The sequence below is a fragment of the Syntrophomonas curvata genome (assembly GCF_052976825.1).
Window position 1 is genome coordinate 287,667 of sequence record NZ_CM129641.1, and the last position, 19,608, is coordinate 307,274.

General features: G+C 42.8%; 23 protein-coding genes. All 23 read left to right on the top strand.

The window, feature by feature from the left end; translation table 11 throughout:
- The first annotated feature begins 44 nt into the window (after positions 1-44).
- The 23 genes from ACU70B_RS01400 to hpf all read left to right on the top strand — a co-directional run bounded on the left by ACU70B_RS01400 (position 45) and on the right by hpf (position 19,582).
- On the top strand, positions 45-1,175 hold the full coding sequence (locus tag ACU70B_RS01400; protein WP_447184581.1) for an N-acetyl sugar amidotransferase: 1,131 nt from the start codon (positions 45-47) through the stop codon (positions 1,173-1,175).
- A gap of 36 nt (positions 1,176-1,211) precedes the next feature.
- Positions 1,212-2,228 (top strand): class I SAM-dependent methyltransferase, encoded by a 1,017-nt coding sequence (locus ACU70B_RS01405; RefSeq protein ID WP_447184582.1) that lies wholly within the window; start codon positions 1,212-1,214, stop codon positions 2,226-2,228.
- A gap of 18 nt (positions 2,229-2,246) precedes the next feature.
- Positions 2,247-2,909, top strand: a complete 663-nt coding sequence (locus ACU70B_RS01410) for a CDP-alcohol phosphatidyltransferase family protein (protein ID WP_447184583.1) — start codon at positions 2,247-2,249, stop codon at positions 2,907-2,909.
- Between the two features lie 37 nt (positions 2,910-2,946).
- The gene (gene aepY, locus ACU70B_RS01415) at positions 2,947-4,080 is read left to right on the top strand and encodes a phosphonopyruvate decarboxylase (protein ID WP_447184584.1); all 1,134 of its coding nucleotides are present in this window, start codon (positions 2,947-2,949) and stop codon (positions 4,078-4,080) included.
- A complete protein-coding gene (locus tag ACU70B_RS01420) occupies positions 4,081-4,803 on the top strand; it encodes a phosphocholine cytidylyltransferase family protein (RefSeq protein ID WP_447184585.1) in 723 nt (240 codons plus the stop codon). It abuts the gene before it with no gap.
- Positions 4,804-4,826: 23 nt separating this feature from the next.
- The gene (gene aepX, locus ACU70B_RS01425; protein WP_447185680.1) at positions 4,827-6,110 is read left to right on the top strand and encodes a phosphoenolpyruvate mutase; all 1,284 of its coding nucleotides are present in this window, start codon (positions 4,827-4,829) and stop codon (positions 6,108-6,110) included.
- Positions 6,111-6,148: 38 nt separating this feature from the next.
- Positions 6,149-7,291 (top strand): phosphonoacetaldehyde reductase, encoded by a 1,143-nt coding sequence (locus ACU70B_RS01430; RefSeq protein ID WP_447184586.1) that lies wholly within the window; start codon positions 6,149-6,151, stop codon positions 7,289-7,291.
- Positions 7,292-7,308: 17 nt separating this feature from the next.
- On the top strand, positions 7,309-8,340 hold the full coding sequence (locus ACU70B_RS01435) for a class I SAM-dependent methyltransferase (RefSeq protein WP_447184587.1): 1,032 nt from the start codon (positions 7,309-7,311) through the stop codon (positions 8,338-8,340).
- A 119-nt stretch (positions 8,341-8,459) separates the two neighbouring features.
- The gene (locus tag ACU70B_RS01440) at positions 8,460-9,428 is read left to right on the top strand and encodes an ATP-grasp domain-containing protein (RefSeq protein ID WP_447184588.1); all 969 of its coding nucleotides are present in this window, start codon (positions 8,460-8,462) and stop codon (positions 9,426-9,428) included.
- A gap of 1 nt (position 9,429) precedes the next feature.
- A complete protein-coding gene (locus ACU70B_RS01445; protein ID WP_447184589.1) occupies positions 9,430-10,149 on the top strand; it encodes an HAD family hydrolase in 720 nt (239 codons plus the stop codon).
- Positions 10,124-11,173 (top strand): pseudaminic acid synthase, encoded by a 1,050-nt coding sequence (gene pseI / locus ACU70B_RS01450; RefSeq protein WP_447184590.1) that lies wholly within the window; start codon positions 10,124-10,126, stop codon positions 11,171-11,173. The genes ACU70B_RS01445 and pseI overlap by 26 nt, the downstream gene beginning before the upstream one ends.
- Before the next feature lie 36 nt (positions 11,174-11,209).
- Positions 11,210-12,217, top strand: coding sequence for a UDP-2,4-diacetamido-2,4,6-trideoxy-beta-L-altropyranose hydrolase (gene pseG / locus ACU70B_RS01455; protein WP_447184591.1), 1,008 nt, complete (start codon positions 11,210-11,212; stop codon positions 12,215-12,217).
- A gap of 342 nt (positions 12,218-12,559) precedes the next feature.
- Positions 12,560-13,564: a UDP-N-acetylglucosamine 4,6-dehydratase family protein gene (locus ACU70B_RS01460; RefSeq protein ID WP_447184592.1), complete on the top strand. Its 1,005-nt coding sequence runs from the start codon at positions 12,560-12,562 to the stop codon at positions 13,562-13,564.
- 24 nt (positions 13,565-13,588) lie between these two features.
- Positions 13,589-14,533 (top strand): dTDP-glucose 4,6-dehydratase, encoded by a 945-nt coding sequence (locus tag ACU70B_RS01465; protein ID WP_447184593.1) that lies wholly within the window; start codon positions 13,589-13,591, stop codon positions 14,531-14,533.
- Positions 14,530-15,663: a UDP-4-amino-4,6-dideoxy-N-acetyl-beta-L-altrosamine transaminase gene (pseC, locus tag ACU70B_RS01470; protein WP_447184594.1), complete on the top strand. Its 1,134-nt coding sequence runs from the start codon at positions 14,530-14,532 to the stop codon at positions 15,661-15,663. The genes ACU70B_RS01465 and pseC overlap by 4 nt, the downstream gene beginning before the upstream one ends.
- Before the next feature lie 152 nt (positions 15,664-15,815).
- Positions 15,816-16,022 (top strand): YjfB family protein, encoded by a 207-nt coding sequence (locus ACU70B_RS01475; RefSeq protein ID WP_447184595.1) that lies wholly within the window; start codon positions 15,816-15,818, stop codon positions 16,020-16,022.
- 105 nt (positions 16,023-16,127) lie between these two features.
- A complete protein-coding gene (locus ACU70B_RS01480) occupies positions 16,128-16,493 on the top strand; it encodes a DUF8042 domain-containing protein (protein WP_447184596.1) in 366 nt (121 codons plus the stop codon).
- Positions 16,494-16,576: 83 nt separating this feature from the next.
- Positions 16,577-16,957 (top strand): flagellar protein FlaG, encoded by a 381-nt coding sequence (locus ACU70B_RS01485; protein ID WP_447184597.1) that lies wholly within the window; start codon positions 16,577-16,579, stop codon positions 16,955-16,957.
- An 89-nt stretch (positions 16,958-17,046) separates the two neighbouring features.
- Positions 17,047-17,478, top strand: coding sequence for a flagellar export chaperone FliS (fliS, locus tag ACU70B_RS01490; protein WP_447184598.1), 432 nt, complete (start codon positions 17,047-17,049; stop codon positions 17,476-17,478).
- A 2-nt stretch (positions 17,479-17,480) separates the two neighbouring features.
- A complete protein-coding gene (locus ACU70B_RS01495) occupies positions 17,481-17,942 on the top strand; it encodes a flagellar protein FlgN (RefSeq protein WP_447184599.1) in 462 nt (153 codons plus the stop codon).
- 15 nt (positions 17,943-17,957) lie between these two features.
- The gene (flgN, locus tag ACU70B_RS01500) at positions 17,958-18,437 is read left to right on the top strand and encodes a flagellar export chaperone FlgN (RefSeq protein WP_447184600.1); all 480 of its coding nucleotides are present in this window, start codon (positions 17,958-17,960) and stop codon (positions 18,435-18,437) included.
- Positions 18,438-18,552: 115 nt separating this feature from the next.
- A complete protein-coding gene (locus ACU70B_RS01505; RefSeq protein WP_447184601.1) occupies positions 18,553-18,843 on the top strand; it encodes a zinc-ribbon domain containing protein in 291 nt (96 codons plus the stop codon).
- A gap of 193 nt (positions 18,844-19,036) precedes the next feature.
- Positions 19,037-19,582: a ribosome hibernation-promoting factor, HPF/YfiA family gene (hpf, locus tag ACU70B_RS01510; RefSeq protein ID WP_447184602.1), complete on the top strand. Its 546-nt coding sequence runs from the start codon at positions 19,037-19,039 to the stop codon at positions 19,580-19,582.
- Positions 19,583-19,608 lie beyond the last annotated feature (26 nt).

Below are 19,608 nucleotides of genomic sequence, written 5' to 3' on the forward strand. Positions count from 1 at the left end.
AAATCAACCGGGGTCTAAATGCTATTACAAAGGGGAGGGTTTAGGTGAAATACTGCAGAAGATGTCTACAACCTGATACAAGACCCGATATTAAATTTAATGAAGACGGTATTTGCAATGCATGTTTATATGAAGATTTCAAGAAACAGATTGATTGGGAAAAAAGAGAAAAGGATCTGCATGCAATTGCCGCCTGGGCTAAAGCTAATGCCAAGACATACGACTGCGTTGTAGGGGTAAGCGGGGGCAAGGATAGTACGTTTCAAGCTATTTATGCCAAAGAGAAGTTAGGCTTAAACCCCTTATTGGTCAACTGTGCACCCGACAATATTACCGAGGTAGGGCGTAACAATCTTGAAAACCTTGTCCAATGGGGTTTTGATATGATTAGCCTGAGGCCTGATCCCAGAATAATGAAAAAACTTACCAGGCGCGCTTTTTATGAATTCGGAAACCCTATTAAGCCGTCCGAGTATCCATTGTATGCGTCAGCTTATATAATTGCGGATAAATTCGATATTCCTCTTATTATCCAGGGCGAAAACGCGGCCCTTACGCTTGGAGTGGTAAATGGCCTGGGAGCAGACGGTAACGCTTTAAATGTAAATGAAGGCAATACATTGGCGGGAGGCAACGCCAGTGATTGGCTTGACGACGACATAAAACCGGAAGATGTATTTATGTATCAATTTCCTGATAAAAACAGATTAATCCAAAAAAATATAAAGGCAATTTACTTGCAGTATTATGTAAGAGAGTGGTCGAATACCCATAATACTGATTTTGCTGTTGCACGAGGCATCGGGGGAAGAACTCAGGAAAGCCTTTACGATATCGGCCGCTACAGAAGATACTCGGCAGTTGACTCCGATATGCAGATTGTAAACCAAATGCTTAAATACTATAAATTCGGTTTTGGCTTTGCCACCGACGAAGCCTGCTATGATATCCGGGAAGGGCGGTTAACAAGAGATGATGCAAAGTGGTATGTAAGGGAATACGATGGGAAATGCGGGCAGCAATACATAGAGCAGTTCTGTAGATATATCGACATTAGTACGCAAGAATTCTGGAGAGTAACCGAAAAATTTATAAATAAAAAGCTCTTTGCTAAGGATGAAACAAAATGGATTCCGAAATTTCAGGTAGGTGAAGATTTTGACGAATCCCAATAAATTGATAATGAGCAGCTGATTGAGGGAGGATTAAATTTGAAATATTCTTCGAAATTAAATGAAGAAGAAATTCGTCCGGCACATTTATTGAAAGAAAAGGCACAATGCGTACAAAATGATATTCGCAGGTTGATCAAATATAAGAATAAATTTATAAGCGTACCTTGTCCCGCATGCGGTTCGCCTGAATCGATATATCAATTCAGTAAATATGAGCTTGATTTTACTAAGTGTATCAATTGTGAGACTGTATACATTAATCCCCGTCCTACTCCGGAAATTTTGGACTATTATTATAAAGAATCGGAAAATTATGCTTATTGGAACAAATATATATTTCCGGCTTCCGAATCGAATCGCAGAGAAAAGATTTTTAAGCCTCGGGTGGATCGCATATTAGATATTTGTCGGCAATATGATGTAGGGCGCGATTGTTTGCTGGAAGTAGGAGCTGGATTCGGTACTTTTTGTGAGGAAATGTCTGCAAGGGATTTTTTTAAGAGAATAATAGCCGTAGAACCTACTCCCGATCTGGCCAATACCTGTCGCAGCAAAGGGCTGGAGGTCATAGAACTTCCCATAGAGAAAGTTTCATTGGAAGGACTAAAGACTGATATTGTAGTTAGTTTCGAAGTAATAGAGCATCTCTTTTCCCCGCGCGAGTTTTTATCAGCCTGTGAATCGATACTACTGCCCGGCGGATTTATTATTATAACCTGTCCTAACATTAAAGGCTTCGATATTATGACTCTGCAGGAGCTTTCTGATTCGGTAGATAATGAACACCTTAATTATTTTAACCCATGTTCTCTCGCTAACTTATTAAGTGATTGCGGTTTCGAAATAATGCAGGTACTGACTCCGGGAAAATTAGATGCCGAACTGGTACGAAAAAAGATCCTTGCCGGTGAATATGATATTTCTACCCAACCGTTTCTAAAGGAGATATTAATAAATCAGTGGGACAATATAGCAGATTTATTCCAACAGTTTCTGGCTGATAATCTTCTGTCATCACATATGTGGGCAGTGGCACGGAAAAAACGGGATTAATCAAGAGGGTAATTAAATATGGAAGGAAATCAATATAAAAGAAAAGATAATACCATGTATTTGACCGAGTATTTTTATAGAGTTAAAATCATAGAACCAATACTGCCTGTTCTGTCTAAAACATTTCTAACTCCCAATATGATAACCATATTCAACTGCTTTTTTTCTTTGTTGATATATTATTTAGCATATCAAGAGCAGTTTTTAATAGCAGCAATAGGTATACAAATATTTGTGATTTTAGATACATTAGATGGAAGTCTGGCTAGATATAAGGATATGCAGAGTAAATTTGGCGCCAAGCTGGATGATATTAACGACAGGGTTTTTTATACGTTAATTTTTATTTTTATTGGAATCAAAAGCATCCCTTTATATTTGATTGTTTTAGTAATTCTATTGGTAAACTTATATGCGATTATCGCGGCCTATTATATTACTCCGAGATTAAGTAGATTAAAAACCATTGAAAGAAGGGGATTAAAAAAGTATTTCATGGATAGAGGTTTCATTTTAGGTATGGACTTAGGGAATATAGATTTGCTGATTTCTCTTTTTTTAATATTAAATGAAATCTATTACTTATATATTGTGTTAGCTGCAGGTTTGATTTTGGATTTAACGGTGCGATTGCTTGAGTTAAAACGGAATGAGAAATTACAAGCAAATGTGATAAGCTGAGATTTTTGTGAATCGCCAGAATTCAGGAGGCTCTTAAATGGATGTTTTAAGACTGACCGCTCAGTTAAAAAAAATCGGGGTTGATTATTTCGCCGGGGTTCCAGATTCTCAGTTAAAAGCATTATGTGATTATTTAATAAATACTTTTGGAGTATCTTCTCTTAATCATATTATAACTGCCAATGAAGGAAATGCGGTGGCATTGGCAGCAGGATATTATTTATCCACCGGTAAAATTCCCTGTGTGTATCTTCAGAATAGCGGCCTGGGCAATATTATTAATCCCGTAACTTCACTGCTAAACGATAAGGTTTATGCAATTCCGTGTGTTTTTATAGTCGGCTGGAGAGGGGAACCGGGCGTACATGATGAGCCGCAGCATTTATTCCAAGGTGAAATTACGTTAAAAATGCTGGAAGTATTAGACATTGCCTGTATGGTAATAGACCGGCAAACCACCGAACAAGATCTAGAGAAGCAGTTATATGTGTTTAAATCTTTGCTTAATTCGGGGAAAAGTGTGGCTTTGGTTATTAAGCAAGGCGGATTATCCTATTCTGAAAAAGTAATTTATAAGAATAATAGTTCAATATTACGCGAAGAAATCATCAATTTTATTACCGAAGCAGCCCAAGATGATATTATTATAGCAACTACCGGTAAGACATCGCGGGAGTTATTTGAAATAAGAGAAAAGAAGGGGCAATTACATAAGTATGATTTCCTGACAGTTGGTTCCATGGGGCACAGCTCGTCAATTGCTTTAGGCATTGCACTTAACAAGCCCAATAAAAGAGTATGGTGCATCGATGGAGACGGCGCGGCTTTAATGCATCTGGGAGCCATGGCTGTTATAGGTGAAAAAGCCCCGCTGAATTATATTCACGTAATTATAAATAACGGCGCCCATGAATCCGTAGGGGGACAACCTACTGCAGCTGATGCTATTAGCTTTGAGCAGATTGCTTTAGGCTGTGGGTATAAGGCTTCATATCATGCAAGTGATTTAAAAGAGCTGCAGATTGTTTTGTCTGAAATAGAGGGGAAAAAAGGCCCGATTTTTATAGAGGTAAAATCGGCAATAGGTTCAAGAAAAGACCTGGGAAGGCCTGCTATTACCCCCATAGAAAACAAAACAGTGTTTATGGATTATATTGGAGAGTGTTCTTAGATGAAGGCTTTGCTGCTTAACTCAGGTATGGGTAAAAGAATGGGTGAACTGGTCAGTAAACATCCCAAGTGCATGACAGAAATTAAAGAAGGGGATACCATACTTAGCCGTCAACTGAAATTTCTACATAAATGCGGTGTCACAGATATAGTAATGACTACGGGGTTTTACAATAATGTGCTAGTTGATTACTGTAACTCCCTAAAGTTACCTATTGATTATACTTTTGTTATAAATCCTGTTTATGCTGAAACCAACTATATCTATTCCATTTACCTGGCTAGGCAGCATCTGAATGATAATATTGTATTAATGCACGGTGATTTAGTATTTGCTTTTGAGGTACTGGAAGATATGCTGCGACAAAATAACAGCTGCGTGACTGTAAGCTCAACCATTGCTTTACCCCAAAAGGACTTTAAAGCAGTTATCAAAGATGGCTTGGTGGAAAAAATAGGAATTGAGTTTTTCGATAATGCCGTTGCAGCACAGCCCTTATATAAAATCTGCAAGGATGATTGGAAAATTTGGTTGGATCGTATTATCTTATATTGTGAAAAGGGACAAGCGGACTGCTATGCTGAAGATGCTTTCAATGAAGTGTCAGATAAGTGTCATATGTACCCTCTGGATTTCAAGAGTCGCCTTTGTGCGGAAATTGATACACCACAGGATTTAGCTTCAATCTGTCAAAAGTTGAGATTAAAGGAGGAGCAGTTTTGAGCAGCGATACCAAAACTGTTTATATGTGTTTTAGTACGGATATAATTCATGGCGGTCATACGGCAATAATTCAAAAAGCGGCTGCGCTAGGTGAATTAACCATCGGCATGTTAACCGATGAGGTGGTGGCAACCTATCGACGTTTCCCGGTTCTGAAATATGAGGAAAGAGTGAAAATAATTGAAAACATTAAAGGCGTAAGCCGAGTAATACCGCAAAATACGTTAAGCCATGCCGAAAATCTGCGCAGGCTCAAACCGGACTATGTTGTCCACGGTGATAATTGGGTAACAGGTTTTCAAAGGCCTATCAGGGATGAAGTAATAAAGATACTAAGGGAATATGGCGGAGAGCTCATTGAATATCCGTACACTAAAAATGAAGAGTACGAAAAATTAGAGCTTCATCAGAGGGAACAACTTGCCATACCAGATATGCGCAGGGGAAGATTAAAGCAATTGCTTGCCATGAAACCCTTGATTAACGCGATTGAAGTTCATAGCGGAATCACCGGATTAATTGCCGAAAAAACAACTGTTTTACAAGACGGCAAAACTTATCAGTTTGATGCTATGTGGAGTTCCAGTTTGTGCGACTCAACCGCCAAAGGTAAACCCGATATCGAGTTGTTGGATATGTCTACCCGATTACGTACAGTGGATGAAATCATGGATGTGACTACTAAGCCAATTATTGTAGACGGTGACACGGGCGGATTGACTGAGCATTTTGTATATAATATTAGAACTTTGGAACGCATGGGTGTGTCGGCTACAATTATTGAAGATAAAACAGGCCTTAAGAAAAACTCGCTTTTTGGCGCCGATGTTGAACAAACCCAAGATAGCATTGATAATTTCTGCGCTAAGATTGCAGCGGGTAAAGCGGCCTTAAAAACCAAAGATTTTTTTCTGATAGCAAGAATTGAAAGTCTGATATTAGAAAAGGGTATGGATGATGCGCTAGTCAGAGCATTTGCATATGTTGATGCGAAAGCTGACGGAATAATGATTCATTCAAGGCAAAAGGACCCTGCAGAAATATTTGAATTCTGCGGAAAATTCAGAGCCAAGGATACAGTTACACCATTGGTAGTTGTTCCTACTTCGTTTAACACTGTAACGGAAGAAGAATTTGCCAGGCGCGGTGTCAATATTGTCATATATGCAAATCATCTAACCCGTAGCGGCTTCCCCGCCATGCAGAAGACAGCAGAAATCATATTGACTAATCATAGAGCCAAGGAAGCCGATGATATGTGTATGTCAATCAATGAAATAATAACTTTAATTCCTGAGAACTATTAGCTGAAGATGTAGAGGCCGACATATTAGAGGAGAAGATTATGGATTCCCAACCCTTTTGCAGTACGGCTATTTCGTTTTCCGATAAGTGCGGGCTGGAGCAGAACCTTCTTGCTTTAGGCGAAGCAAACATCGTATTGATAATGGATAAAAAGCTGGTTTCCGCATGGGAAATGGCTTCCCTCATCGGAGAGTTAAAAAATCGATGTTTGTCATTAAAAGGCTCGTTTACTTGGATAAAACAGTTGGCGTCTAACCCGACTCAAAAAGATATACTGTTTTCTCTACAGCAGATCGGAGCCCGGAATGTTGATGCAATTATTGCTTGTGGCGGAGGAAGCAGTATAGATCTTGCAAAAGGAATAAGCTTATTTCATGATCCAGAAAACAATAATCGTTATAAGATAGAGGATTTAACAGAAATTATCGAAAGTAAAAAGTATAAAAAAACCGGATTTATTAATATCATAGCGGTACCATCTACGGCAGGAACCGGATCGGAAATAACGCAGTGGGCTACAATTTGGGATCAGGATAAGAGGGGCAAGTTTTCTATTGATCATGCTATGCTTAGACCCAAAAAAGCGATTGTTACGCCGGAGTTAACGTTATCTGTACCCCCCCTGACAACACTTGCTACCGGATTAGATGCGATGTGTCACGCGATTGAATCATATTGGTCAAAACATACTACCCCGCTTGTTCAGGAAATCGCTTACAGGGCTGCAGAGATAATAATAGCCAACCTCAGAAAAGCAGTTGATTCACCCGGTGATATTTTTTACAGAGAGAGGCTTTGCAGAGCGTCGGTATTATCAGGATTAGCTTTTTCACAAACCAGAACAACTGCTTGTCACTCTATATCTTATCCACTTACTATGCTATATAATATACCGCATGGCTTGGCAGCTTCTATAACCTTGGATGCAGTTGGACAGATCAATCGAGGTCATTTTCCTAACGATAAAGAGCTATTCGCATTGTTTAGTCAATGCGGTGGCATTAAGAAATGGGTAGATAGTGTGTGTGAAGGGGTAATTAATTTGAGGCTATCTGCATATGGGATATCTTCGAAAGACATTATATTTATGGCTGATAAAGCTTTCACAGAGGGCAGAATGGATAATAATCCCGTGGCTTTGAGTAGAAATGATGTGATAAATGTACTTGCCTCGGTCATGTAGTATTCAGGAGGGCTGAAATGGAGAAATATCGGTTAGTTAAGTTTTCTTCAAATAGGAGTTTGGAGGAAGCCGAAGAAATGTATAATCAGCGTATAGAAGATGCAATTGACATCTATAAAAGGTATAATGGAAGATTCTTTTTGAGAGAGTGTCCTTTTTGCGGCTCCGGCGACTATACAGACTCAGAAAAATTTCATAATACATACGGAATCAGTAAATGCAATAAGTGCAACTCATTATATGTAAATCCTTGTCCTGATATCGAGGCTCTGGATGATTATTATAAGAATTCAAAATGTAATATGCTCCTGGATAGATTATATAAAAAAAGGCATGCCAAATCTGACAATTATATCATGGATGATAGAGTCAAAGAAGTTTTGAAGCATATCAGCGAAAATCCGGCCGGTAATTTAAAGGTTTTTGAAATAGGGTGTGGATCTGGTTCCTTTTTATCAAAGTTAAACCAAGCCATAAAAAAAGAATTACCCGATAAGAATGTGGAGTTATATGGAATCGATGTAGATAGGAATGCAATTGAGAACAATGTGGATAATGAACTGAATTTGATTTGTTCAAATGCTGAGGAGTTTACTAAAAAACATACCGGGAATTATGATATCATTGTACATTTTGAGCTAATTGAACACTTGACAGATCCATTTACATTTATGAAAAACTTATACCGCATTCTGAAACCAGATGGATTAATGATATTTACTACTCCTAATTCAGCTGGTTTAGAGGAAATCAGTTCTGATTATAATTCATACAGGTTAATTGCACCCAGTATTTTTCCTCCTTTGCATCTTAATGCCTTTAATACATTCAATATCACCCATTTTGCTATAAGGAGCAATTATAAAGTTCTGCAGATAAAAACCCCCGGAAAGCTAGACATGGATATGATGTCTTTGACCAGGGATTATTTAAAAGATGAGGGGTTAAAAATGATAGCGGATTTTGATGATGAAACCAGGGGGCTGATCCAGCATCTTATTTCGACGGTAAATGCCAGTAGTCATATGATGTGTATATTAAGAAAGTAGCCCTCTGTCTATGATGATTTCCTTGTTTTTTAATTTTTATTTTGCTGTTAATGGCATTGGAAAACCGGAGACTTCTCCGTTTGGCTCTTATAAAGTTATGGATTAGCGGGTGATTATTAATGGCCGGTAGGTTGCCTGAGGCCGACGGTAATGTGCTGATTACCAGTATATCTAAGAAAGTACCCTTGATTAAAGCGGTTAAGAAAGCTGTTCATAAATACCGCAGAAAGGGCCGGGTAATTGGAGGGGATTGCAGCGAAAATATTGTGGGAAGGTTTTTTGTGGATGATTTTTGGTTGATGCCTCCAACAGAACAGCTTGATATAGAAGTTCTTATTAATTACTGCAAGCAAAATAATGTTATGTCCATTATTCCAACCCGGGACGGGGAACTGTCTTTTTTTGCTGCCAATGCCAATCTTCTTGAAGAAAACGGGTTTTCTGTAATGATTGCAAATTATGTTACGGTTCAGCGTTGTTTGGATAAGCTTCTTTTTGGCGAGGTTCTAAACGACTTCAATTACCCGGCCATATCTACCGTAGCAAGAATCGAAGAATTGTCCTGTGAGTCATATGTAGTAAAGGAAAGGTACGGAGCGGGTTCGCAGAAGATTGCGCTGAACTGCTCAAGGCAGGATGCCATAAAACATGCCGGTTTGCTTGAGAGTCCGATTTTTCAGCCCTTCATCGAAGGCAGGGAAATAAGCGTTGATCTTTACGTCGGTAAGGATGGAATATGCAAAGGGGTAGTGGCGAGGACTCGTGAACTGGTGGTTAGTGGTGAATCTCAGATAACCAGGACTATTCGGGATGAAAAGTTAGAATCCATGTGTGCGGAGATGGCCGAGAAATTGGGGATTTATGGACATGCTGTTTTTCAGGTTGTAATGGATGACCAGGCTAATTATCACATAATAGAGTGTAATAACCGTTTCGGCGGCGCCTCATCTTTAAGCCTGGCAGCAGGTTTGGACAGCTTTTACTGGTTCTTGCTTGAAAGCAGCGGATATTCGATCGGGCCGGAGCTGTTTGTACGTTCACCTGAAGAAAAAACGCAGGTACGCTATGCAGAGGATTTGATTTTTTAATATGGTTATTGTGTTTGATTTGGATGATACCCTCTATGATGAAATGACTTTTGTAAACAGCGGATTGCTGGCAGTATCAGAATACCTGGAAAGCTCCTTTATGATACCGTTAGTTGCTAGCCGGGGCTTTATTAAGGATAGAATAAAGTATGGACGTGAAGGTATACTGGATGATGTTCTGAAGCATTTTAGCTTATACAGTAAAAATAATGTTAAGCGGTGTTTGAGCATCTATCGGGGACATAAGCCTGAGATTCACATCTATCCGGATGCTGAGCTATGTCTTAATGGTTTGAGCCGATATCCTAAATACATAGTTACAGATGGCAATAAGCTGGTTCAACATAATAAAGTCGCGGCTCTGGACCTTTATAATAAGGTCGATTTTGTTTTTATTACCCACAGATACGGATTAAAACATGCCAAACCATCACCCTATTGCTTTTATAAAATTTGCGAGCGGGAAAAAGCAAGCCCTGATCAGGTGGTATATATTGCTGATAATCCCGACAAGGACTTCGTGGGCATAAAACCTCTGGGCTTTAAGACTATAAGAGTGCTGCAAGGCCCGTATAGAAATTTGAAAAAACCACCGGAATTCGAAGCGGATTGCAATATTAGTTCCCTTGCGGAACTGGATGCTCAATTATTGCAGCGTATTACAAGCCGGGAGCTAAGGAAGGGATGGGATATAGATGCCGGGGATCAGTATGGGCGATAAGGTTCTGGGCGCCGGAAATAGGCCTTTTATAGTAGCCGAAATGTCGGGGAATCATAACCACTCTCTGGAGCGTGCTTTAGAAATCGTACAGGCGGCTGCTGAAAGCGGCGTTCATGCGGTTAAATTACAGACTTATACCGCAGATACAATAACTCTGGACATTAACGACGGTGATTTTTTTATAGAGGATAAGGATAATCTCTGGCGGGGAAGAAGCCTTTATGATCTTTACAGCGAGGCCTATACTCCTTGGGAATGGCATGAACCGATTTTTAAACGCTGCCGGGAACTGGGGCTGATAGCTTTCAGTACCCCGTTTGATGAGACGGCGGTGGATTTTCTGGAATCGCTGGATGTTCCCTGCTATAAGATTGCTTCTTTTGAAAATACTGATTTGCCTCTTATTCGCAAGGTGGCTGCAACCGGAAAGCCCATGATTATTTCGACCGGCATGGCCAGCGTGGCGGAAATGGATGAAACCGTAAGAACTGCGCGAGAAGCGGGCTGCGAGGATTTGGTATTGCTCAAGTGTACCAGTTCTTATCCGGCCAGCCCGGAGGACAGTAATTTACTTACTATTCCACATATGCAAAAATTGTTTGATTGCCCGGTAGGGCTATCGGACCATAGCATGGGAATTGGTGTTGCGGTTGCTTCTATAGCCTTGGGAGCCTGTATGATTGAAAAACATTTTACTCTATCCCGGGCCGATGGCGGAGTGGATTCTGCATTTTCCACGGAGCCGGAAGAGATGAGGCAATTGGTCATTGAGACGGAACGGGCCTGGCAGGCAATGGGGAGAATCAGCTACAGCCCGGGTGAGCAGGAAAGCAAATCTTTGAAGTTCCGGCGTTCTTTATATATAGCAAGAGACATGGCGGCAGGGGAGGTTTTAACCCCGGATAATTTACGCATTATACGGCCGGGATATGGTCTGGAACCTAAATATTATGATGTATTGCTAGGAAAGAGAATAAATAGAGATGTAAAAAAGGGAACTCCTTTAAACTGGGATTTGATATAAGTACCATGGGAATAATAATGGGGAGCTAGGCTGGGTATGGACAATATAATAGCCATTCGTGCAGATGGCAACAGTGAAACAGGTTTTGGACATCTGATGAGGATGAAGGCTTTGGCCCGTGAGCTTGTAAAGCAGGGGGCTGAGGTTATTTTTTTGAGCAGGAATCCAGAGAATATTGAGGGATACCGGGTATTGCAATTGGACCGGCAAGGTGGCAATGAAGAGGAGCTGCTGCTAAAAGAAATACTGATGAATATGCAGGCAGGAATGCTTATTATAGATTCTTATGAATATACTCAGGAGAGGCTGGACCGGGCAGGGCAACTGGATTTATTAAGCGTGTATATAGATGACCTCAACCGCCATCCTTTCAATACGGATTTTGTAGTTAATGGCAACCTTTATGCTCCGGGGCTTTTTTACCAGGGAAAGGCCAGGTTTTTATTGGGTATAAAATATTTACTGATGCGGAAGGAGTTTGCAAGGGTTCCTGTACGCTTACCAAATCCGGGTACAGAGCATGTACTGATTACTTTTGGGGCGGCAGATATGGAGAATATTACCCCGGGATTATTACATGAGCTTAAACGTTATGCGCAATTTAAAGATTTACACTGGCACGTGGTGGTAGGGCCGGTATTTCATAATACTGCGGAGATAGAGGCTATGGTAAGGGATTATCCCAATGTGACTCTGCATTATAATCCGGATATAAAGAAATTGATGGATTTTTGTGATATATCTATCAGTGCCGCCGGGAGTACCGCTTATGAACTGGCGGCTTGTGGTGTACCGGCTTTGTTGGTAGTTGCGGCAGATAACCAGGTTCGGATGGCCCGGGAAGCAGAGCGGCAGGGAATGGCGTTTAACCTGGGCTGGTACCATGAATTGGATGCGGCTAAATTGTTCTCTATCCTGGATAGTCTAATAAATAATCAGGCATTAAGGGGGAAAATGGCAAATAGCGGGCAAGAGCTTATCGATGGTCGAGGAGCGCAGCGGGTTGCAGCTATACTTCTGGATGAGATGAAGGCAAATGCATAATACAAGAATTGGCCGGTGAACGTCGGATGACTGAAGAAAGCTCCCTTGATACCGTATTTTTATAAGAAGACACGCAATAATAAGAAAAATATTACCTGAAAGCAATTCCTTTGCGGCTGGTAGATGGCCAGAAGCTATCTTTTCTGCTTTAAAGAATTTGATGGAATTACGCGATATATCTATTAGTGCAGGCGGGATTATCACTTATGAGTTGGCTACCCGTGGCGTATCGGCGCTGCTGGTAATACATGACCGTTTCCGGGTAAGAGCTTATTGGTGGCTCGGTGGGTACAGGTGGTTGCGGATATATTATACTGCTTGATGAGATGAGGAGAAGAAATAATGGATATACGGGAGATAATCCGGGATAAAAAGATACTGATTACCGGGGGGACGGGGACAGTGGGGAAGAAGCTGGCGTATAAGCTTTTGGAGCTGGAGGCGGCGGTAGTCCGTATTTATTCCCGGGATGAACATAAGCAGTTTGCTATACAGGAGTATTTTGCATATCAGGGTCTGGACATGAAAAGGGTGCGTTTTTTCCTCGGTGATGTACGGGACAAGGAACGCTTGAAGAGGTCGATGGAGGATATCGATATAGTATTTCACCTGGCGGCCCTGAAGCATGTACCGGCCTGTGAGTATAATCCTTCGGAAGCGGTCAAGACCAATGTGATGGGAACCCAGAATGTGATTGAGTGTGCTATGGAAACCGGCGTCTCCACAGTGGTATATACCAGCACCGACAAGGCGGCTTCACCTACCAATACCATGGGGGCCAGTAAACTGCTGGCCGAAAGGCTGATAGCATCGGCAGATCAATGGAAAGGTCCCCGGCAAATAAAGTTTCTGTCCGTACGTTTCGGCAATATTATTAACAGCCGGGGTTCGGTGGTTCCTCTCTTTCGGAAGCAGATTCAGCGGGGTGGCCCGGTTACGGTTACCGATCCTGCCATGACCCGTTTTTTTATGAGTGCTGAGCGCGCGGTTGACTTGATTTTAAAGTCCCTGGCCATATCATTAGGCGGCGAGACCTTCGTTTTTAAAATGCCGGTTCTAACCGTGGGGGATCTGGCCCGGGCGGTGGCAGACAGTTCGAACCAGGAGGTAGAAATGAAAACTATCGGCCTTAGACCCGGGGAGAAGATGTACGAGGAATTAATGAGCGAGGAAGAGAGTGCCCGGGCGCTGGAAAATGATGAACTTTTTATCATACTGCCCTATGACCGTGACCGCCGGGATTATCAGGGAAGCTACCCTGGTACAGGGTTGGCCGCCTGTGGTACATATAGTTCGACTGGTGCGGAGGCCATGAGCCTGGATGATATAAAAGCTATGATTGTCTGATTATAGGTTAACGGAGGTTTAATCATGAATATTCTGGTTACCGGCGGGGCCGGGTTTATCGGAAGATGGGTGGTCAAAAAACTGCTATTAGATGGGCATAGGGTTGCGGCTCTGGATGATCTGTCCAACGGTCGGTTAATGAATATCGAGGAATTCGGGGATAACCCTGATTTCTTGTTTATAGAAGGAGATATCAAGGAGCGGGAGGTAGTGGGCAAGGTTTTCGCCGGCGGTTTTGACCTGGTCTATCACCTGGCGGCCAGCATAAATGTGCAGGATTCAATCGATGACCCCCGTACTACTTATGAGAATGATGTGGCCGGAACCTTTAATGTGCTGGAGGAGTGCCGCCAGCAGGGCATTAAGATGCTGTTTATGTCCACCTGCATGGTTTACGAGCGCAGCCTGGACGAGGCAGGCATAAGTGAAGTACACCCGGTCAAACCGGCCTCGCCCTATGCAGCCAGCAAGCTGGCCGGGGAGGCTTTGACCCTGTCCTACTATTATGCCTATGGACTGCCGACAGTAGTTGTGAGACCATTCAACACCTACGGGCCTTTCCAGAAGTCTTCCGGGGAAGGCGGCGTGGTAGCGATCTTTATCCGGCGTAACTTGCGGGGCGAAGATCTGAATATATACGGTGACGGCACTCAGACCCGGGATCTGCTCTATGCCGAGGACTGTGCCGATTTTGTAATAAAGGCGGGGACGGACAGCCGGGCCGACGGGCAATTATTAAATGCCGGGCTGGGCAAGGATGTAAGCATAAACGAGCTGGCTTATATAATTTGTAAAGATAAGAACCGTATCAAACATGTACCCCACATTCATCCCCAGAGTGAGATTCAAAAGCTGCTCTGCAATTATGATAAGGCCCGGAGTTTATTATCATGGCAGCCGCGGATAAGTCTGGAGGAGGGTATCGCCAGAACCAGTGAGTGGATTGCCGTGCAAGGAGTCAACCGATGAAAGAATTTATACCCTATGGACGGCAGAATATAGACGAAGAGGACATAGAAACGGTTATAGAAGCCTTGCGTTCCGACTGGATTACCCAGGGGCTGAAAGTCGACGAATTCGAGGCGCGGGTAAAAGAGTTCTGCGGGGCCCGTTATGCCGTGGCCTTTAACAGCGGTACTTCGGCTCTGCATGCGGCCATGTTTGCGGCCGGGATTGGTCCCGGGGACGAGGTGATTACCACTCCCCTTACTTTTGCAGCTACGGCCAATGCTGCCCTTTATGTAGGAGCCCGGCCGATTTTCGTCGATATTGACCAGAAAAACTATTGTATTGATACCGGAAAAATAGAAGCGGCCATAACACCTCGTACCCGGGCTATAGTACCGGTGGATTATGCCGGATACCCGGTAGATATGAAACCTATTCGGGAGATTGCCGATAAACATGATCTGCTGGTAATTGAAGACGCTGCCCATGCCCTGGGAGCGGAACGGGACGGGGCAAAAGTTGGCGCCCAGGCCGATATGACCATGTTTAGCTTCCATCCGGTCAAGCATATCACTACCGGGGAAGGCGGTATGATTATCTGCAGCAACCCGGAATATTGGCGGCGCTTAAAATTGTTCCGCAATCATGGGATTACCAAAGATACGGAGTATCTGGAAGCCAATGATGGCCCCTGGTATTACGAAATGCAGGAACTGGGATACAATTTCCGCATTACTGACATCCAGTGTGCCCTGGGGATTTCCCAGATGAAGAAGCTGGAAAAGTTTTTAGGAGAGCGCAGATTACTGGCTGCAAAATATGACCGGGAATTTAGTGACGTCAATTGGCTGCAGACTCCGCCGAGACCGTCGTCCGGTGGCCGCCATGCTTATCACCTCTATCCTTTGCTACTGGCGGGGAATATTGATCGCACAGAGCTTTTCACCTGGCTTCGCGAGCATGATATCGGCGTGCAGGTACACTACATCCCGGTACATTTACAACCCTATTATCGCCGCCGCTTTGGCCATAAGTTGGGCGATTTCCCGCAGGCGGAGAACTTCTATAATCGTGAAATCAGCCTTCCTCTGTTTCCGGGATTGACCCCGGAGCAGCAGGAATATGTTATTGAAATAGTGAAAGGAATATAAACAAGAAGGGAAAGAAAAGCCATAATATGAGGAACGATATTCGCTATCGCCCATAATTAATATGATAATCGTATAGTTATAACTGCAAGATGCTATGCATAGGATATTAAATTTGCAGAATCACTGCAAAACACTTAAAGGGGGGATACTACATGGATACACTGGCTATTGCCGGATTGGCCATGAGCATGCAGGCTGCCCAGCTACAGCAGATGGCCGCTATGCAGGTCATGAAGATGTCCATGGACAGTACCCGACAGAGTGCCCAGGCTATCACCGATATGATGAAGGTCAATACCCAGCTCTTGGAGAATTCCGTGCAGCCCCATCTGGGAAGCACGATTGATGTGCTGGCTTAGGTGATAGCAGGGCAGAAGTGGCTGGCCCCTTGCTTAAGGGGCTTTCACTTTGCACTCTGATAATTTATACTTCTTGTACATAGATTGGGAAAGGGGTGGGATCTGGTGGAGCAATTTCAAATTGCCAGCGATATTATAAGCCTGTCCGATACAATAATGGAAGGATTGGAACATATTAAGAAGCGGGTATTTGATGGGTATTTTGAAGAGACTTATTATCTCCTGGAAGACATAATAGACGCTATCGCTTCAATACATAAAGCTACCGAGCCTATGCTGCCCTTGATGGGGGAGAACCGGATAGAGCAGTATGCTGAGCATCTGAATCATTTGATCGACGAAATGACCAATAATTATCAAACCCAGCGAATTGAAAAGGCCAAGACCGATATGCAGCTGGTGCTTATTCCTGCTTTCAAGGAATGGAAAAATGAGTTGGAAAGATGTCTTTCCGATTATGTTGCTTCATAGTTTAAATCACTAGTATTAAAGTCTGCCTGCCCGGATGACGATAATATAAATACATATCATTACCTAGCAGGGAGGCGACAAAAATGCGGGTTGAGGGGCAACGGACTGCCACGGACTATACCGCTAGCAACCTGGGGACGGAACAATCGAAGATGGTAAATGATAAGGAACGCAGTACAAATCAAACTAAAATCAGCGTTGCTGAGGTAAAAAAACAACAGCACCCCAACGAAGAAGAGATCAGGAATACCACCAATGTCATGAACGAAGTCATGAGAATCTCCAATCACCATTTGCAGTTTAAAGTTCATAAGGAGAGCGGGCGAATACAGGTCAAGGTAATCGATTCGGATTCACAAAAGGTTATTCGTGAAATCCCGCCGGAAAAAATTCTCGAATGCTCGGCTATGATCAGGGACATGCTGGACGAGATGGCAGGGATACTGCTGGATGAGATTATTTAATTTATTGACTTGCGAAACTAACAGCTAAATTTATCGGAGTCAAGTCCCAGGACTAATATCTCAATAATTAACCCAGGGGGATAAAAGCAATGAATGTCAACGCTCAGGCATATGATAATTACAAAAGAGCCACTGTCGAAACCGCCGCACCGGGAAAGTTATTATTGATGCTTTTTGACGGGGCTATAAGGAATATTGACAATGCTCAAAAAGCTATAAATGACAAGGATGTCAACGCGGCCCACAACCTTATTGTCAAAACCCAAAATATTGTGCTTGAACTTATAGCCAGTCTTAATATGGAATACGAAATCTCCAATAATCTTTTCAGCCTCTATGAGTATCTCTATTATCAACTGGTGCAGGCCAATGCCGGAAAGGATATCGGTAAGCTGAACGAAGTTCGGGGATTTCTGGCGCAGTTTCGCGATACCTGGGAAGAGGTCATGAAAAAGGCGGCTGTCGCTACCCGGGAAAAAAGTGAAGAGAGTGTCCAGCGAACCTTGAATATAAAGGGTTGATTATGAAAAATACTGAAATCATTAAAAATCTGGAGGCAATAACCGCCCTGCTGCAGGAGATGCAGCAGGTATCTGCACAGCAGGTACAATTACTTGGCGGCAACCAGCTTGATTTGGATCTGGATATGTTGGAAGGGCTTATTGCGCAGCGTCAGGTTATCATGGAAGAGGTGGATTTACTTGAAGCCAAGCTGCGCAGACAGTGGGGCATAAGGGATGAGTCTAAAAGATTGGTGCTGTTGGACCTGGAGACAGATGCTGATTATCATAAATATCTGGGTATGATTAAAGCGGTTATTTTAGCTATAAATGATAATGACCTGAGGTATCAGGATTTGCTCGGGAAAGCGAAGGAGCAAACCCAAAGCAAACTTAACTCTTTGAGGAACAATCAGAAAGCCCAAAAGGCCTACCTGCAGGAGGACGTATATACTGAGGGCTGGTTTATTGATAAGAAAAAGTAAAAGGGAAGATTAAAGGTGAGAAATACCCTTATCGACAGTGTCATTAACAACTTTGCCGGGCAGTATCGGATATGCGAAACAATGGCCGACTTGGCCGCTGAGCAACTGGTGTTGTTGCAAGAGCCTCAGCCGGCAGGCGCTTCTGCACAGGTTATGGATATCATGGTTAAGCGGCAAAGACTGATGGATGATTTGCAGCTGTTAGATACGGAAAACAAAAGCTTGCAGGAACAAGCGTTAAGCGAGCTTGCCATCAGCGAATTTACCTTAAGCCAGCTTCAAGCCGGGCTTGATCCGGAACAGTACAGCGATCTCAGGGATATGCTCAATAAGCTTGGGGCTATCCTTAAAGCTATAAGCGAAACGGATCGCCAGAATCAGCTATTGATGAGAGACGGCCTGGCCCAGGTAAGTAAAACTGGAACCGGAACGAGCAATAAAGAAGCCGCTAGTCTCTATCGGCAGGCGGCAAAATTTAACAAGGAGAAGCTATAATAGAAAGGCATTTCTTGCTATTTTAAAATTTGATGGGTATAATAATGTATACGGGTCGGTAGGATGCTTTTTAGTAATCGCCGGCAAAATTCTAAAAAGTGAGGGATATCTTTTTATGTTCGAAGACAAAACCTTAGTATGCCAGGATTGTGGTCAGGAATTTGTTTTCACTGCTGGAGAGCAGGAGTTCTATCATGAGAAGGGCTTCGAAAATGAACCCAAACGTTGCAAAGACTGCAGGAGCAATCGCCGCAACAACCGCAATGGCAACAGAGCTCCACGTGAGATGTTTTCAGCTGTATGTGCCAGATGTGGAGCCGAAACCCAGGTTCCTTTTAAGCCGGTAGAAGGCAGACCTGTTTATTGTATGGAATGTTTTCAGCAGTCGAAAGAGGCGGCGTATTAAGAAAGAAGGAATATTAACACCGGGCTTTAAGCCCGGTTTTTCATTTTCTGCGCGCCCAGCAGGCACGCAGGGTTGTCTGGGGATATAGCTGGGATATTCAAGGATATTACGCATAATACTAAAGTATGAATGTAAGGATTTCTTCTTCTTCGAGTAGTATAATATACATAAGCAACGGGAAAGGAGTGGTCGTATGAAGTTTGATATCAGAGGTAAAAACATTGAACTTACTGATGCTTTAAAGGACTATACCACTAAAAGGCTTTCCAAGTTGGAAAAATACATCGAGGATGTAAAGGAGGCTCAGGTAGCCCTCTCAGTCAGCGCCGAGGGGCATAAGGTGGAAGTTACCATACCGCTTAACGGGATAATCCTGAGGGGGGAAGAATGTACCGACGATATGTACAGTTCCATCGATCTGGTAGAGGAGAAGCTGGAGAAGCAAATCGAAAAATATAAGACCAGATTATATAGGAATAACCGCGGGGCGGGCCTGAAAAAATCTCTGAAAGAAGAAGCTCTGAAGGAATTGGATCAAGGCAAAGCGGCAGAAAAGTTCAACATTGTCCGCAGCAAAAGATTTGCCTTAAAGCCTATGGATGAAGAGGAAGCAATTATGCAGATGAACCTTCTGGGCCACAACTTCTTTGTATTCTTTAATTCCCGGACCGAAGAGGTAAATGTGGTCTATAAACGCAAAGATAAAGGTTATGGCCTGATTGAGCCGGAATTTGATTAGTTGAAGGCTCACCGGCAAAGTGATAA

Bases quoted from the DNA above. Each gene is read 5' to 3' on its own strand.
- hpf (WP_447184602.1), top strand. From the start codon at position 19,037: ATGAAGTTTGATATCAGAGGTAAAAACATTGAACTTACTGATGCTTTA.
- ACU70B_RS01435 (WP_447184587.1), top strand. From the start codon at position 7,309: ATGGAGAAATATCGGTTAGTTAAGTTTTCTTCAAATAGGAGTTTGGAG.
- aepX (WP_447185680.1), top strand. From the start codon at position 4,827: ATGTGTTTTAGTACGGATATAATTCATGGCGGTCATACGGCAATAATT.
- ACU70B_RS01495 (WP_447184599.1), top strand. From the start codon at position 17,481: ATGAAAAATACTGAAATCATTAAAAATCTGGAGGCAATAACCGCCCTG.
- fliS (WP_447184598.1), top strand. From the start codon at position 17,047: ATGAATGTCAACGCTCAGGCATATGATAATTACAAAAGAGCCACTGTC.
- ACU70B_RS01445 (WP_447184589.1), top strand. From the start codon at position 9,430: ATGGTTATTGTGTTTGATTTGGATGATACCCTCTATGATGAAATGACT.
- ACU70B_RS01485 (WP_447184597.1), top strand. From the start codon at position 16,577: ATGCGGGTTGAGGGGCAACGGACTGCCACGGACTATACCGCTAGCAAC.
- aepY (WP_447184584.1), top strand. From the start codon at position 2,947: ATGGATGTTTTAAGACTGACCGCTCAGTTAAAAAAAATCGGGGTTGAT.
- ACU70B_RS01505 (WP_447184601.1), top strand. From the start codon at position 18,553: ATGTTCGAAGACAAAACCTTAGTATGCCAGGATTGTGGTCAGGAATTT.
- ACU70B_RS01460 (WP_447184592.1), top strand. From the start codon at position 12,560: ATGGATATACGGGAGATAATCCGGGATAAAAAGATACTGATTACCGGG.
- ACU70B_RS01475 (WP_447184595.1), top strand. From the start codon at position 15,816: ATGGATACACTGGCTATTGCCGGATTGGCCATGAGCATGCAGGCTGCC.
- pseC (WP_447184594.1), top strand. From the start codon at position 14,530: ATGAAAGAATTTATACCCTATGGACGGCAGAATATAGACGAAGAGGAC.
- pseG (WP_447184591.1), top strand. From the start codon at position 11,210: ATGGACAATATAATAGCCATTCGTGCAGATGGCAACAGTGAAACAGGT.
- ACU70B_RS01430 (WP_447184586.1), top strand. From the start codon at position 6,149: ATGGATTCCCAACCCTTTTGCAGTACGGCTATTTCGTTTTCCGATAAG.
- ACU70B_RS01465 (WP_447184593.1), top strand. From the start codon at position 13,589: ATGAATATTCTGGTTACCGGCGGGGCCGGGTTTATCGGAAGATGGGTG.
- ACU70B_RS01440 (WP_447184588.1), top strand. From the start codon at position 8,460: ATGGCCGGTAGGTTGCCTGAGGCCGACGGTAATGTGCTGATTACCAGT.
- ACU70B_RS01410 (WP_447184583.1), top strand. From the start codon at position 2,247: ATGGAAGGAAATCAATATAAAAGAAAAGATAATACCATGTATTTGACC.
- pseI (WP_447184590.1), top strand. From the start codon at position 10,124: ATGCCGGGGATCAGTATGGGCGATAAGGTTCTGGGCGCCGGAAATAGG.
- ACU70B_RS01420 (WP_447184585.1), top strand. From the start codon at position 4,081: ATGAAGGCTTTGCTGCTTAACTCAGGTATGGGTAAAAGAATGGGTGAA.